General features: G+C 45.5%; 13 protein-coding genes. 4 read left to right on the top strand and 9 right to left on the bottom strand.

Features of this window, described 5'->3' with window-relative positions; genetic code table 11:
* The first annotated feature begins 8 nt into the window (after window positions 1–8).
* Together FX988_RS14475 and FX988_RS14470 are read left to right on the top strand one after the other, a co-directional pair.
* Window positions 9–3,188 (top strand): efflux RND transporter permease subunit, encoded by a 3,180-nt coding sequence (locus FX988_RS14475; RefSeq protein ID WP_160180854.1) that lies wholly within the window; start codon window positions 9–11, stop codon window positions 3,186–3,188.
* Window positions 3,181–4,563 (top strand): efflux transporter outer membrane subunit, encoded by a 1,383-nt coding sequence (locus tag FX988_RS14470; RefSeq protein ID WP_160180853.1) that lies wholly within the window; start codon window positions 3,181–3,183, stop codon window positions 4,561–4,563. Before FX988_RS14475 ends, FX988_RS14470 begins: the two co-directional genes overlap by 8 nt.
* Window positions 4,564–4,642: 79 nt before the next feature.
* Here the strand turns inward: FX988_RS14470 and FX988_RS14465 are convergent, their stop codons facing one another.
* Window positions 4,643–5,830 carry an MFS transporter gene (locus tag FX988_RS14465; RefSeq protein ID WP_160180852.1) on the bottom strand — a complete coding sequence of 396 codons (1,188 nt, stop codon included), beginning with the start codon at window positions 5,828–5,830 and terminating at the stop codon, window positions 4,643–4,645.
* Between the two features lie 177 nt (window positions 5,831–6,007).
* Complete coding sequence (locus FX988_RS14460; protein WP_160180851.1) at window positions 6,008–6,553, bottom strand: TetR/AcrR family transcriptional regulator; 546 nt, start codon at window positions 6,551–6,553, stop codon at window positions 6,008–6,010.
* A gap of 445 nt (window positions 6,554–6,998) precedes the next feature.
* Here FX988_RS14460 and FX988_RS14455 point away from each other — a divergent pair, with 445 nt between their 5' ends.
* A complete protein-coding gene (locus tag FX988_RS14455) occupies window positions 6,999–7,619 on the top strand; it encodes a glutathione S-transferase family protein (protein ID WP_160182187.1) in 621 nt (206 codons plus the stop codon).
* A 44-nt stretch (window positions 7,620–7,663) separates the two neighbouring features.
* Window positions 7,664–8,371, top strand: a complete 708-nt coding sequence (locus FX988_RS14450) for a cupin domain-containing protein (RefSeq protein WP_160180850.1) — start codon at window positions 7,664–7,666, stop codon at window positions 8,369–8,371.
* A 517-nt stretch (window positions 8,372–8,888) separates the two neighbouring features.
* Here the strand turns inward: FX988_RS14450 and FX988_RS14445 are convergent.
* The 7 genes from FX988_RS14445 to FX988_RS14415 form a co-directional block, all read right to left on the bottom strand.
* Window positions 8,889–9,872 carry a transposase gene (locus FX988_RS14445; RefSeq protein WP_160180849.1) on the bottom strand — a complete coding sequence of 328 codons (984 nt, stop codon included), beginning with the start codon at window positions 9,870–9,872 and terminating at the stop codon, window positions 8,889–8,891.
* Between the two features lie 287 nt (window positions 9,873–10,159).
* On the bottom strand, window positions 10,160–10,726 hold the full coding sequence (locus FX988_RS14440; RefSeq protein WP_160180848.1) for a BON domain-containing protein: 567 nt from the start codon (window positions 10,724–10,726) through the stop codon (window positions 10,160–10,162).
* A gap of 442 nt (window positions 10,727–11,168) precedes the next feature.
* Window positions 11,169–11,975, bottom strand: coding sequence for a 2,5-didehydrogluconate reductase DkgB (gene dkgB, locus FX988_RS14435; protein WP_160180847.1), 807 nt, complete (start codon window positions 11,973–11,975; stop codon window positions 11,169–11,171).
* Between the two features lie 236 nt (window positions 11,976–12,211).
* Window positions 12,212–13,546 (bottom strand): DUF2254 domain-containing protein, encoded by a 1,335-nt coding sequence (locus FX988_RS14430; RefSeq protein WP_160180846.1) that lies wholly within the window; start codon window positions 13,544–13,546, stop codon window positions 12,212–12,214.
* Between the two features lie 77 nt (window positions 13,547–13,623).
* Window positions 13,624–13,806, bottom strand: a complete 183-nt coding sequence (locus FX988_RS14425) for a hypothetical protein (RefSeq protein ID WP_160180845.1) — start codon at window positions 13,804–13,806, stop codon at window positions 13,624–13,626.
* Between the two features lie 183 nt (window positions 13,807–13,989).
* Window positions 13,990–14,184 carry a hypothetical protein gene (locus FX988_RS14420; RefSeq protein WP_160180844.1) on the bottom strand — a complete coding sequence of 65 codons (195 nt, stop codon included), beginning with the start codon at window positions 14,182–14,184 and terminating at the stop codon, window positions 13,990–13,992.
* Between the two features lie 46 nt (window positions 14,185–14,230).
* Complete coding sequence (locus FX988_RS14415; RefSeq protein ID WP_160180843.1) at window positions 14,231–14,407, bottom strand: DUF1328 domain-containing protein; 177 nt, start codon at window positions 14,405–14,407, stop codon at window positions 14,231–14,233.
* Between the last annotated feature and the right edge of the window lie 132 nt (window positions 14,408–14,539).

The raw sequence follows: 14,539 nt of genomic DNA, 5'->3' as shown, positions 1-14,539 counted from the left end.
AGCCACTCATGTTTTCACAGTTTTTTATACGCCGCCCTATTTTTGCGGCGGTTATTTCGCTGATTTTCTTTATTGTTGGGGCCATTTCTGTATGGCAGCTACCGATAACAGAATACCCAGAAGTGGTACCACCGACTGTGGTCGTAACGGCTAATTACCCGGGTGCAAACCCGAAAGTGATTGCAGAAACGGTAGCATCACCTCTTGAGCAAGAAATTAATGGCGTAGAAAACATGTTGTACATGTCTTCTCAGGCCACCTCTGATGGGCGCATGACGCTAACCATCACGTTTGCCATCGGCAGCGACGTAGACTTGGCTCAAACCCAAGTACAGAGCCGCGTTGAACGTGCCAAGCCACGTTTACCTGAAGAAGTACAACGCTTGGGTGTTGTGACTGAAAAATCCTCACCGGACTTAACCATGGTGGTGCATTTAACCTCACCTGATGACCGTTACGACATGTTGTACCTGTCAAATTATGCTGTGCTAAACGTCAAAGATGAACTGGCTCGTATCGAAGGCGTTGGTCAAGTACGTACCTTCGGCGCGGGCGATTACAGTATGCGTGTTTGGTTAGACCCAAACAAAGTGGCGGCGCTAGGCTTATCACCAAGCAATATCGTGGCGGCTATTCGTGAACAAAACCAACAAGCCGCTGCTGGTAGCCTTGGCGCACAACCTAGTGGCGACAGTGACTTTCAACTTTTAATCAATGTAAAAGGCCGCTTGACTGACGTCGAAGAATTTGAAGACATCATTGTTAAAGTGGGTGAGCAAGGGCAAATTAGCCGCTTGAAAGACGTAGCTCGTGTTGAGTTAGGTGCCTCGACGTACGCGCTTCGCTCTATGCTAGATAACAAAGACGCTGCCGCTTTACCTGTGTTTCAGGCGTCTGGCTCAAATGCGATCCAAATTTCCGATGATGTGCGCAGCAAAATGGCTGAGCTATCGAAAAGCTTTCCTGAGGGTTTGAGTTACGACATTGTTTACGACCCAACTGTGTTTGTACGCGGCTCGATTGAAGCGGTAGTAAAAACATTATTTGAAGCCGTATTGTTAGTTGTGTTAGTGGTGGTGCTGTTTTTACAAACATGGCGCGCCTCAATTATTCCTTTGGTCGCGGTACCCGTTTCGTTAGTTGGCACGTTTGCCTTCATGCACTTACTCGGCTTCTCACTGAATGCCTTATCCTTGTTTGGCTTGGTGCTCGCCATCGGGATCGTGGTAGATGACGCCATAGTCGTAGTAGAAAACGTTGAGCGGAATATTGCTGACGGCTTGGCCCCTGTTGCGGCGACCCAAAAAGCCATGAAAGAAGTAACTGGCCCTATCGTTGCCACCACCTTGGTATTGGCCGCGGTGTTTATCCCAACAGCCTTCATGTCAGGTTTAACCGGCCAGTTTTACAAGCAATTCGCGCTGACTATCACAATTTCGACCTTTATCTCGGCGATCAACTCGCTCACCCTAAGCCCTGCTTTGTCAGCCTTATTACTTAAAGGCCACGACAGCAAGAAAGATGCTCTTACTCGAGGAATGGACAAGCTGCTCGGCGGCTGGTTATTTAACCCGTTTAATCGTTTCTTCACTCGCTTGTCAGACGGCTACGGCTGGGTAGTAAAAAAAGTGTTGCGTTTTGGATTGTTAGTCGGCGTGATTTATATCGGCTTGGTTAGCTTAACCGGCTTACAATTTGCCACCACACCAACGGGTTATGTACCGGGTCAAGACAAACAATACTTAGTCGCGTTCGCCCAATTGCCTGATGCAGCATCGCTTGATCGCACAGAAGAGGTGATTAAAGAAATGTCGCGCATTGCTCTTGAGCAACCTGGTGTGGCCAACTCTGTTGCGTTTCCTGGTTTGAGTATCAATGGTTTTACCAACAGCACCAACAGCGGCATTGTATTTACGCCACTTGATGACTTTGCCGAGCGCAAAGATCCGTCATTATCAGCAGGTGCCATTGCAGCAGCGCTCAATCAAAAATTTGCCGCCATTGAAGATGCCTACATCGCTATCTTCCCGCCGCCGCCAGTACAAGGTTTAGGCACCATAGGGGGCTTTAGACTGCAAATTCAAGATCGTGCGAACTATGGTTACGACGAGCTTTACAAAGTCACCATGCAAGTGATGCAAAAAGCGTGGGCCACACCTGAATTAGCCGGCGTGTTCTCAAGCTATCAAATTAATGTGCCTCAACTAGATGTGGATATTGATCGCACCAAAGCAAAACAACAGTCGGTTTCTTTGGACGAGCTATTCACTACGTTGCAAGGTTACATGGGCTCGGTATATGCCAATGACTTCAATCAATTTGGCCGTACCTATCAAGTTAACGTGCAAGCAGATGAGCAATTCAGACAAACCCCTGAGCAAATTGCCCAACTGAAAGTACGTAACAACAATGGCGACATGGTGCCAATTGGCTCGTTCATTAACGTGAACAATACTGCCGGCCCTGACCGCGTGATGCACTACAACGGTTTCACCACAGCTGAAATCAACGGCGGTGCAGCACCAGGCTTTAGCTCGGGTGAAGCACAAGCGGCGATTGAGAAAATTTTGGCTGAAACCCTACCGAACGGCATGACCTACGAGTGGACCGAACTCACCTACCAACAAATACTCGCAGGTAATGCGGGCATGTATATCTTCCCGTTGATCATCCTGTTGGTATTCATGGTCTTGGCCGCTCAGTACGAGAGTTTAAGCTTACCTTTGGCAATCATTTTGATCATCCCGATGACGTTACTATCCGCATTAAGCGGCGTGCTTATCGCTGGGGGCGACAACAATATCTTCACCCAAATTGGCTTTATTGTGCTAGTAGGGCTGGCAACCAAAAACGCTATTTTGATTGTCGAGTTTGCTAAAGAATTGCAAGACGAAGGTAGAACCGCTTACGAGGCAATCCTTGAAGCTGGCCGCTTACGTTTGCGCCCGATATTGATGACCTCTATCGCATTCATTATGGGAGTGGTGCCTATGGTGTTCTCAAGTGGAGCCGGTGCAGAGATGCGCCAAGCCATGGGGGTTGCGGTGTTCTCTGGCATGATCGGTGTGACCGTGTTCGGCCTACTGCTTACCCCACTATTTTACTACGTGCTCGCCAAACGCGGTGAGCGCCAATCTAACAACACAACCCAAGTAATCACTGCCAAACAGGAGGCTGACCATGGGTAATATCTTGAAAATCGGCACACTCGCAGGGCTTATCCTTGCCCTGAGTGCCTGTGCTGTAGGGCCTGATTATCAGGCCCCCACCAAAGCAAATAATGTTGACGTAGCCAGCACATATGAGAAAGCGGAAAAGCTGACTAACTGGTGGCAAGCCTTCGGTGACGAAGACCTAAATCGTTTAATTAATGAAGCGCTCAAAGAAAACCGTACCTTGTTTCAAGCTCAAGCTAACGTGTTACGCGCGTATTCAATTTTTCGCGATAGCCAAAATGACTTATTGCCAAAAGGTACGCTAGACGTGGGCTACGAAGCAGGCAAAAACCCAACTGTGCTCGAGTCTGACGACAATACGCTTGCTCGCGGTTACAACACCGGCGCTAATTTAACCTGGGACGTGGATTTGTTCGGCAAAGTACGCCGCGCTATAGAGGCTTCATTGGCTGAAGCCGAGCAGGCCGATATTTTGTGGCATGACGCCCAGTTACAAATTATCAGTCAGGTAGCCGCTAGCTATGGTGACTATCGAGGTGCCCAGTTCCGTCTGCGAGTAGCTGAACAAAACTTAGCGAACTTACGCCAAACTCGCACAATTGTGAAAGCGCGTTTCCAAGCTGGGTTTGCCTCTGAATTAGAAATGGCGCGTATTGATGCCCAAGTATTCGAGGTTGAAGCCACAGTACCGCAAATGCGTACCTTGTTGGCCCGTGCCGATGCGACGCTCTCAGCGCTACTGGCCAAAAAGCCCGGCGAGCTTGCCCTTAATGCTGAGCCAGATTTGCCTCAGTTAACGCAACCTGTGGCACTGATACCAGGGGAAAACTACCTGCGTTACCGCGCTGATGTAGCAAGCTCTGAGCGCGCATTAGCGGCCAGCACTGCGCGCATTGGTGTCGCCACAGCCGATTTGTACCCGAACATATCGGTCAGTGGTTTCTTAGGCTTTATGTCAGGTCCGGGCTTGACCTTAGGCGGCGAGACCAAAAGCTGGAGCGTTGCCCCAACAATCAGTTGGCAAGCAGCTGATTTGGTTTCGGTTAAGGCGCGTATCCGTCAAGCTAAAGCAAGCTCTGAGATCGCCTTAGCCCAGTTTGAGCAACAGGTATTTGATGCCCTAGCCGATATGCAGTTTTCACTGCAAAGTTATAACTTTAGCCGTCAACAACAGCAAAGTACAAAGTACCAATGGCAAGCCAGTGAAAAAGCCATGACGTTAGCCCGCCAAAGGTTTGAAGCAGGTAGCGGGGAATTTCTTGAGCTCTTGGAAGCCCAGCGCGACGCCCTGCGCAGCCGAGACCTTTTAGCGCTGCAAGAGCAACAGAGCTTCAACCGTTTAGTGGATATTTACCGTGCCTTCGGTGGTGGCTTAAGCGTGATTTAATCTGTGTCGTATTCGCTGCGCCCTAAGATCATTAAAAAAAGGCCGGAATACATCCGGCTTTTCTTTGCGCAGTTTACCCTTATGTCGCCTGCGCTTCCGTGGGTAACCTCTGTTTCTTATCGAGCGCACCAGACCAGGTTGTTAGCAGTAACGCCAAGACCACAATAAGGGCGCCTATCCATGGGGTATCATTGAGTTGCATATTTTCTACCACACTGCCGCCAATAATGGAGCCTAAAGCAATGCCCACATTAAATGCTGCAATGTTTAACCCTGAAGCCACATCTACCGCGTTTGGTGAGTGCTTTTGGGCGAGTTGTACCACGTACACCTGCAAGCCTGGTACGTTACCAAATGCGAATGCCCCCCAGACTAATACGGTGAGTACCGCCGTAATTGGGTTGCCCGCGGTAAACGTAAAGATAAACAGCACAACTGCGAGGGTTGCGAAAATAAACTGCAAGGCTCTCACCGGGCCGTGTTTATCTGCCAGTTTGCCTCCCCAAATATTCCCGAATGCCACTGACACTCCATAAACCAAAAGTATTAAGCTTATGGCACTAGCCGAAAAACCTGACACTTGTTGCAACATGGGGGCTAGATAGGTAAAGGCCACAAACGTGCCACCGTAGCCCACCGCGGTCATTGCATACACTAAGAGTAAACGCGGCTGTGTGAGTACCTTTAGCTGCTGAGCAAGGGTGGCTGGCATTGATTTCTTTAATGTATTCGGCAACAGTATGGCACTGCCCATCAAGGCTATTAAACCTAACAAGGCGACAATTAAAAACGTCGCTCGCCAGCCAAACATTTGCCCGATCCACGTACCTAATGGCACACCTGTTACTAAAGCAACAGTTAAACCAGTGAACATTATGGCGATGGCACTGGCTTCTTTATCTTTGCTGACCAAACTGGTGGCTATAGTAGACCCAATGGAGAAAAATACCCCGTGAGCAAGGCCAGTAAGAATACGTGCGGTAATCAAAGACTCATAGCTTGGTGCTAACCATGCCAGAATATTACCCGCAATAAACAAAGACATAAGCGCCAGTAACACTACTTTTCTGTTCCAGCGGCCGGTTAAAGCAGTTAACACAGGTGCGCCAATGGCAACACCTAAGGCGTAAAGACTGACCAATAGGCCAGCTGAAGGTAGTGATACGCTCAGGTCTTGAGCGATAGTGGGTACCAGCCCGACAATAACAAATTCGGTGGTACCAATAGCGAAGGCACTTAAGGTAAGTGCCCAAAGAGCAAGTGGCATAGTAAAACTCCCTAGGATCCTAAAAAACGCTATCTTTTAGCAAAGATAAGCCGTGAATTGATGTGGGAGTATGCCTTTAGAAATTATTGCGAAAAACGCCATTAATGACAAAATACTTTATCGAAAACAACAACAATTAACCTAGCGATAGCCACCTAATGCTGTGAACTTTCATATTTAACGTGTGGCGAGCAACCCTGCACTGGCGGTTGCAAAAATGGCGGTATCGTTCATGGCCTTGCTTACCAGCATGGCGCCTTCAAGCAGAGACAAGGTCCCAATAGCTTGCGCGTTAGCTGCTTGCTCAGAAGCACCATCTACTTGTTGATACGCTTGGGTCAACCATTCAATGTTTTGTTCAAAGAAACGCTGAGTTTGCGCTTTCACTTTCTCTGGCAGACCGTCTGTTTCAGCGCCTAGCAACCCGCAAAGACACATTTTTTTGTCTTCAGTTAGGGCACACTGAAATTGTTGCAAATACACTTCAATCGGCTTTTTACCCTCAGCAATAAGCGCTTCTGGCGCCCCTAAATTGGTTAAAAAGTTGTCTGTATATTGACGCGCCAATTCAGCGCCTAAATCCGCTTTTGTTGGGAAGTGATAATGCACACTCGAGCTTTTAATGCCGATTTCGTCGGCCAATTCACGAAAGCTAAAGTTGTTGTAACCACCGGTTCTTACTTTGGCTTCAGCGGCCTTAAGTAAAAGTTGTTTCTTGCTCATAAGTGCTCCTGTTTCGCACATTATCTATCAGTAGATACATGGGTACAAGTGAGGCGCGTCTATTAGCGGTTTCTGGGTTGCCGATGCTTTAACGACCGTGCTTTAAGAAAATTCGCACCGAAAGCTCTGAGTATGATCGTGCCACCGACACTCCCGCTCCGTCACGACGCCCCTTCACGAAACCGATCTGGTTATCAAAATTAAAAATATTTATTCAACAAGAAAGTTAATTAAGCACCTGAATTCCATACATAAAACTGAAAAACCGCATAAAGCCGACTCACTAAGCGCGCGATAAGCAGCTTATGAAAGTTGACAGGTTAACCGTTGAACATTATAACTACCTACCGATAGGTAGATTAACATATTTGACCAATCTACTCCTGAGAACGTTTAAAGACCCTTTTGAAAAACGATGAATCAAAAAAACGATAGAGAGACACCCATGATTATTTATGACGTAGAAAATTTCCCAAACCCACTTCGCGTGCGTATCGCATTAGCCGAGAAAAACGCCCTTGATAGCGTAACTTTTAAACCAGTAGACTTAATGAACGGCGAACACAGAAGTGCAGCCTTTCTACATAAAAACCCCTTTGCCGGTGTACCCGTACTCGAACTGGACGACGGCACTTATATCTCTGAATCCCCAGCGATCACCGAATACATTGATCATCATTTTGCTGGCCCTTCATTGACAGGTGAAACCGCCAAAGAGCGTGCAGTCATCAGCATGATGCAGCGCCGCGCCGAAACCCAAGTGCTTGACGCTATCGCCACTTACTTTCATCATGCGACCGACGGTTTAGGCCCTGAGTTAGAAACCTATCAAAATAGTGATTGGGGTCAAAAACAGCATGCACGTGCATTAGCAGGTTTAGTATATTTTGACAGTGTATTAGCCGAACAAAGCTACGTAGCGGGTGAATCATTTACTATGGCTGACATTACCCTGTGGTGTGGCTTGGTATTCGGCGGTTTTTGTAGTGTCGGTATTCCTGCTAACTTAACGCACTTACAAGCATGGCACGACCGAGTTGCTAAGCGCCCCAGTATTGCGGCTTAATACGCCAGCAACTCTATGATTGATGCACCAATAGGAGCCTATATATGAATATTAATGCTGATTTCAGCCAGCGTGTCGTTGTTCACAGTCAACAGCAGCCTTGGGTAGCTTCACCTATGCCAGGGGTTGATCGTAGGCCGCTGGATCGCATGGGCGATGAAGTCGCTCGGGCAACCACCATAGTGCGCTATGCACCAGGCAGTGAATTTTCGCCTCATGTGCATACCGGCGGCGAAGAATTCATTGTGCTTGAGGGCGTGTTTCAAGATCAGCATGGTGACTTTCCTGCAGGCTCCTATATTCGCAACCCGCCTCAATCGTCACATAAACCTGGCTCTGATGAAGGCTGCGTAATTTTCGTCAAGTTGTGGCAATTCAATCTTGATGACAGATTACATGTGAACGTACCTGCTCGAGCAGATGACGCTGCAGCATCTTCTGAATTTACCCCTCCCGCGACAGGCGCAATAAGCAAAGTACTCTATCATGATGAATATGAAGTCGTCAGCGTGTATGAATTAGCGCCCAATAGTATGCTTGAGCTTGACGCCATCAAAGGCCTTGAAGCTTTAGTGCTAACGGGTGAAATTAGTGAAGGCCACGACACCCTAGAAAAGCACAGCTGGCTGCGCCTGCCCGTAGGCAGTCAATTCAAAGCTAAAGCCGGTAAAACTGGTGCAAGGGTTTGGATAAAAACCGAGCATCTGCCGTTCGTTGATGAACAAATAGCGCGCGTTCAAAACACCAAATAGCAATGACTGGCTGATTTGCTAGACCGCACAGGGTTTTGCAGTTACAGGTTGGTAGCACGACTAAGAGGAAAGAGAAGAGAAAGTAGGGCTAGAGTGAGCGTTAAGCCTACTCAGTCCAGTTTATTGATTTTTTTAGCGAGCTCGGTCTTTCGAAGAGCAAATTATAAAGACACCCAATATAAAACCTTCAGCTTATTCATAATATGTTTTGACTATTAAAACCCCGCTTAAAAGCATAAACGTGCTTTTAAGCCGAATATTGAAAAACGTTTAAAAATTTATGTAGACAGCCATGTTATTCATTGGTAAGAAATTCTCTTAATACTAAATAACTGCACTTTTGAGATGAGCAACTGAAGACTTTTGATGGAATCGTAAGGGTTTAGAGAGAAATTTATGTGAAGAGATAAAAATACAGACAAGCGTCCACCTCACGAGAGGTGCATAAGGGGTACTCGCTGAGATGTAGTAGCTGAGATGTAGTAGCTGAGATGTAGTAGCTCAGCCTAGCTCTAACTTAAGCGCGCTTTAGCAGCGCTTTTGCTTTGCCCATCCCTCGAATTCGTTGATGGTGGGTATGTCGCTTAAAGGCATTCATCATTTGCTCGCCCCCAGCGGCGTAGCAGAAGTGTTTTTCAAACTCAGTGGTTAAGGCTAACCACTGAGCGCTATCTAGTCCTAGTCTTTCTAGAATAGGGCTTTGAGTGTTATCTATATAACCTGCCTTATCATCACGAATACAACGACCTGTGGTATCAATAAGCTCACAATAGTCTTTGAGTGAATACGCAATACCTTTTGGCATGTTTTCTTTCAGGTTTCCCGCAAAGGGCATTAGCGTACTCGGTTGAGCTTGATGATATTTAGCAGAGTGAATACGTTTTTTAATACTGGTGTGTGTTGCTGTTTCAGGTGTTTTGGCTATTTTCGCTCTAATGGGATTTAAATCCACATAGGCCATACAAGCTAGCACGGCGCTTTCATCTAGTAGGGCTTGTGATTTAAATCGTCCTTCCCAAAAACGACCCGTACAGTCATCTTCTTTATTCGCTTCACGGGCAATATATTCATTTAAGTCACGCATAAACCAACTGATGTCATATAAACGCTTTCTGTAGATTTCAACAGTGTCATCAAGGGTGATGAGCTCCCCTTGAGTTAAGGTATCGCCGTTTATAAATTTTTGAGTGAGTAACGTGCCTTTATGAAGTATGTGATAACGCTTTAGTACCGATTCGGTATTCCAACTATCAGCCAACTCCTTATCCACACAAAGCACCACATGAGTATGATTACTCATGACTGCATAAGCACAAATATCAATCGCGAACACGGTCGATAAAAACAGTAAACGCTCTTCCACCCAGCCACGACGATGCTCGTAGCTTTGCCCAGTAAGTTGGTTTGTGCCACACAGATAAGACTGACGAACACAACGGGACACACAGTGATAATAAGGCGTATCGATTAAACTGATTTGGCTTTTTCGTGACTGGGGCATAACAGTCGACTCAATAAATTGGAACACACAAAAAGTGTAGTTGAGGGATGAAAATTAACCATTTTTAACATGGATGTCCTTATACTTTTTATATTTTGTACTTCCTATGGCTTCCTTCGGACCCTGCCATTGGCCAACAACGTCCTTAACTTAACATTCAGATTATCTTCCCCTCAGTCAGGGTGATTCAGGCTTCTTCCAACCTGACGGGTTTGCCAGCTTCGCTGGGCAAACAAAAAAACACCCGCGTATAGCGGGTGTTTTCAATGTACTAGCATAACGCAATATTAAGCGTTGCCACCTTGTTCAGTGGTTTTAAGCATATCAACCACGGTTTTCACGTCATTGGTATTTTCGGCGATTTTAATCGCTAACTGACGCTCAGCATCGTTATCCACGGTACCTGAAAGGGTCACTTCACCCATTTTAGATTCTACGTCAATGTCCATTCCGCTGACTTCTGATTCAAACATCAAACGGGTTTTCACCACAGTTTCAATCTTTGCGTCGTTAAGGGTCTGCATCACTTCACCGTCTTGCTCGTCATCCATTTCTTCAATAACGGTCAATTGGTTATCTACATCAGTCACACCATCAAGGGACATGACTAACTCGGTGGCTAGTGCCTTGTCTACTTCACGGTCAACTTTACCGGTTAGGGTCACTTTGCCGTTCTTCACATCTGTATTGATGTCAAATGAATCAAGATTGCCATTTAGCATCAATGTGGTTTCGGCTTTGCCGTCAATCCAGGCGTCGCTGGCTGAGTCCTTCCAAGTATTCTCTGCATTCGCAGCTAAAGATGCGGTTCCAAGTGAAGCGGCTACTAATACTGAAATGATTGAATTTTTCATAAATATCTCCTTATTAAGATTCACAATAATTAATGCCATTTCAATGCCAAAGCCGTAACCACATGAATTAAATAAAGTTATTCGACATTTTGTACTTTCACAGTAGCTCCGCACATGAAATTTATTACCAAGGTCTTGTAAATAGTTCTTTAACAAATTATTTGCTTAGTACTGATCTGATACCAATCCGTATTAACAAGTTCCCCCTTAGCATGCGTCCAGTGGTTTCTGATCAAAGCGTCGCTTTGGAGTAATGGTTGTTCCCTTTTCAAATAGTGAGAACCCAAAACAAAACTCGCTATGCAGTTCGCCTTGTACGTTCCTTTAACTTGGTTTATAGGCCATAAAAAACGCCCCTAACACGAAGTGCTAGGAGCGTTTTAAGTACTGTGTACTTTGCTGTAACCCAATGCTAGTTAAACGACTAGGCTTTTATGCATGGTTACCAATCTGGCGCAAAATCAGGATCAACAATGCGTTCTTGAGGTTCAATCGCATCTATTTTCTCTATCTCTTCTGCGGTTAACATCATCTGTTTTGCCGTGAGGTTGTCTCGCATGTGCTCGACGTTAGTCGATGAAGGGATCGCCACAATCTTTTTATGACTCAGCCAAGCCAGTGCGACGGCAGAAGGGGTGGTATCATGCTCTTTAGCAATCGCATTTAACACATCGTTTTCCATCACCTTACCCACACCCAAAGGCATATAAGCTGTCACTTGAATGTTATTTCGTTGACAGTAGGCCACTAATTCTTTGTTCTGAAAATTAGGGTGTACTTCTATTTGATTAGTTAAAATATGATCTTTGCCAAGTATGGCTAGGGCTTCATCAAGTTGACTTTGAGTAAAGTTAGATACGCCAATATGCTCTGTTAAACCTCGCTCTTTACACGCCTTGAGCTCTTGCAAATATTCGCTCATAGGTACCTTGTCCTCAGGTGACGGCCAATGAATGAGGAGCAAGTCGACGTAGTCTGTATTGAGCTGAGTTAGGCTATTTTGCACACTGGTAATAAACTTATCTGCGCTGAGGTTTTCGTACCAAACCTTGGTTGTCACGAAAAGCTCATTTCTTGGCAGTGTTGAGGCCGATATCGCATCTCCTACCTCAGCTTCATTCTCATATATCTGCGCAGTGTCGATATGACGATAACCAACATCAAGGGCGTTCTCTACCGCCATTTTTGCTTCGTCGCCTTTTAAACGGTAGGTGCCAAAACCGGGGGTGGGTAATGAAAAAGTGTGCATGAAACTGTCCTTCTTCTGATGGCGAAAGCCAAAACTGGCTTTGCGCGTTAACTAAGTAGCGTAACTGCATTCGAATACCATGCCACTTACTAACACACTGAATTACATTACCTTTTTTAAATAACTGATCATACGGAGGGAAATAAGTGAAATATTTGCACGCCCGAGTGAAGTCATTACTGCCCCGCACCTTCACAAAAACTAAACGCTCAGCACTTTAAAATAATGGCTAAAAGTTACTCGTTTTCTAAATGGCGCTTAATGTCGTCTAGGCGTTTTTTAATGTCTTGCCAGTCTTGTTGCCCTAATAAGGATTCACTCTGAATTTGCTCGATCATTTGCGCTTGCTGACGCACAAACTGACGATGTTCAGCAGCTTGGCTAAAAGACAAAATACTGCTCAATCCCTCTAGTAAGCGTATTGTCACTGCCAAGCTATCTTTGGAGTACTGACGAATTTGATTAAAAGCAGCTTCTCCTAATCCGGAATACTCTACAGGTTTGCACTGTAAGCGTATTACCCCTTCTTCATCTTCATAGGTCACAGGTGGAAACGTTTTAGCCGTTAAATCACATAACACCGCACTTAATTTATCCACCACAGTGACCGCAGTATATGGGTCGTTGATCCCTGGTGACAGTGCTCGCACGGCTATTTCCACGAGTTGACGAATCGCAAACTCCGCATCTTGTACAGGAGTACGATGCGCCCCTAGGCGCACCAAGTCAGTGATTTTATGGGTTGCACATCCAAGCGCTGGCTGATGGAAGTACGCCACACCTAGCACAGCACCTTTCACCACAAAATCGCCCGGCATCACATACATGTGTATGGCTATGTGGGTCTCTTTCGCTAGTGATTGCAGTTGTGCTAAGTCTAGTGTTTGTACATAGCCACTGCTGAGTGAATGAATCTCTTGTTGATTAGGATAAACTTGGCTGAAATTAGGCGTGTCTATCTCAACACCAGCAGCGTTTTGTGCCGTATGTTTCTCACCATCTTTAGGAAATAAACGTTCGATAATTTCGTTAAGTTCGCAATACACATTGTCGATGACATTATCCGCTTGGATCGCCCTAGCCACATGGTGAATAAAATAAATTAAAACACCAACGCCCAGTATGGCTAACAACACCGAGGTTAGAATACTGAAACCAGGAACAAAGCTCTGTTGCTCAAATGATTTGGTTGCTTGAGTGATGAGCAAACAATAAATAAAAGTGGATAAGAAAAAGCCCAGTACACATTGCGTGCCTGTATCCATCATGAAATTGCGAATCAATCTCGGCCCAAACTGTGACGAAGCAAGACTGAGCGCCACCACAGTGATGGAGAAAGCGATGCTGGTAACGGTAATCATGGCGGTGGCTATGGTAGTAAGAAGCGCTCTGGCTGACTCAGGAGACGTTTCATAGAAGCCGGCCAATACGCTAAGTTCACTGTCAGCGCCAAATCGGTCAAATGCTAAACCCAATTGAGATGTCACGATGGCGAGTAAGGCCATAATCGAAGGCACAAACCAAAAACTGGTTCGTATGGTTTCCCATAGTGTGATAATCCGTGTATTCATCTCATTCCCTTACTGACAAGACTTGAGTTACTGATAAATATAAGCGGTTTGCCTTGTAAGCCAGCTAGACAAGGTATTTATGAGTCTTTGTTGGCGTTTCTCTTTTTAACAAGCACCATGGCAGCACCGAGTACAATAATTACGAAAAGCCCAAAGGCGGCCAAAAATGTGGTTAAGAAGCCTCCACCACTCATGCCGGTTAGGCCGACAATAACACCAACAGAGACGATTAAAACGATCATAGTAATTTGCATTAACATGTTGAATTCTCCTGGGCAACTTTTGCCACTGTTGTTCGTTTAACCTCACCTCATGTAAATTGTGCCGTGCTGGCCTTTACATAACTCATACCCACTACCCTGTGAGGTTGATTTATAAACATTAAAAAAGGGGTGCAAGCACCCCCTTTAACACTAAAGCTCAGTATGAGCCTTTAGGGCATATTAACAATCTTTGTCTTCAGCGCCTGCACCGTCTTTAACATCTTCACATGCGTCTTCGATTGCGTTACCGGTGTCAGTTACCATTTCGTCAACTTTTTCACCTGCTTCTTCCGCGTTATTATCGTTACAAGCAGTTACTAATGTTAGTGAGCTGAAAACCATCGCTAAAAGAGTAAATTTTTTAAGTAAGTTCATAATGAATCTCCGTCCTGTTTTTATAAATAAATTGTGTGTTAAATTTCTAGACTTTAGGGCCTTTACCGCGAATAGCATTTGCTACGAGCGACAATACCAATAGAACCAAAAATATAAAGAATATGATTTTTGCAATTCCTGCTGCTGTTCCTGCGATTCCGCCGAAACCCATTACGCCAGCTAAGATTGCGATAATTAAAAACGTTAATGCCCAACCCAACATAATAATCTCCTTAAATATTCAAATTTCTTTTTACAACTCCGTTTGAAGTTGTGCTTCAAGTTGTATTTGAAAATTTCTTCAAATCTGGATGTCGAGTAACTTAATGCGCTATTCATGCCACCCTAACAAAAT

It is taken from the genome of Paraglaciecola mesophila, assembly GCF_009906955.1.
Lineage (GTDB): Bacteria > Pseudomonadota > Gammaproteobacteria > Enterobacterales > Alteromonadaceae > Paraglaciecola > Paraglaciecola mesophila_A.
This window is presented reverse-complemented; position numbering and strand designations above follow the sequence as displayed.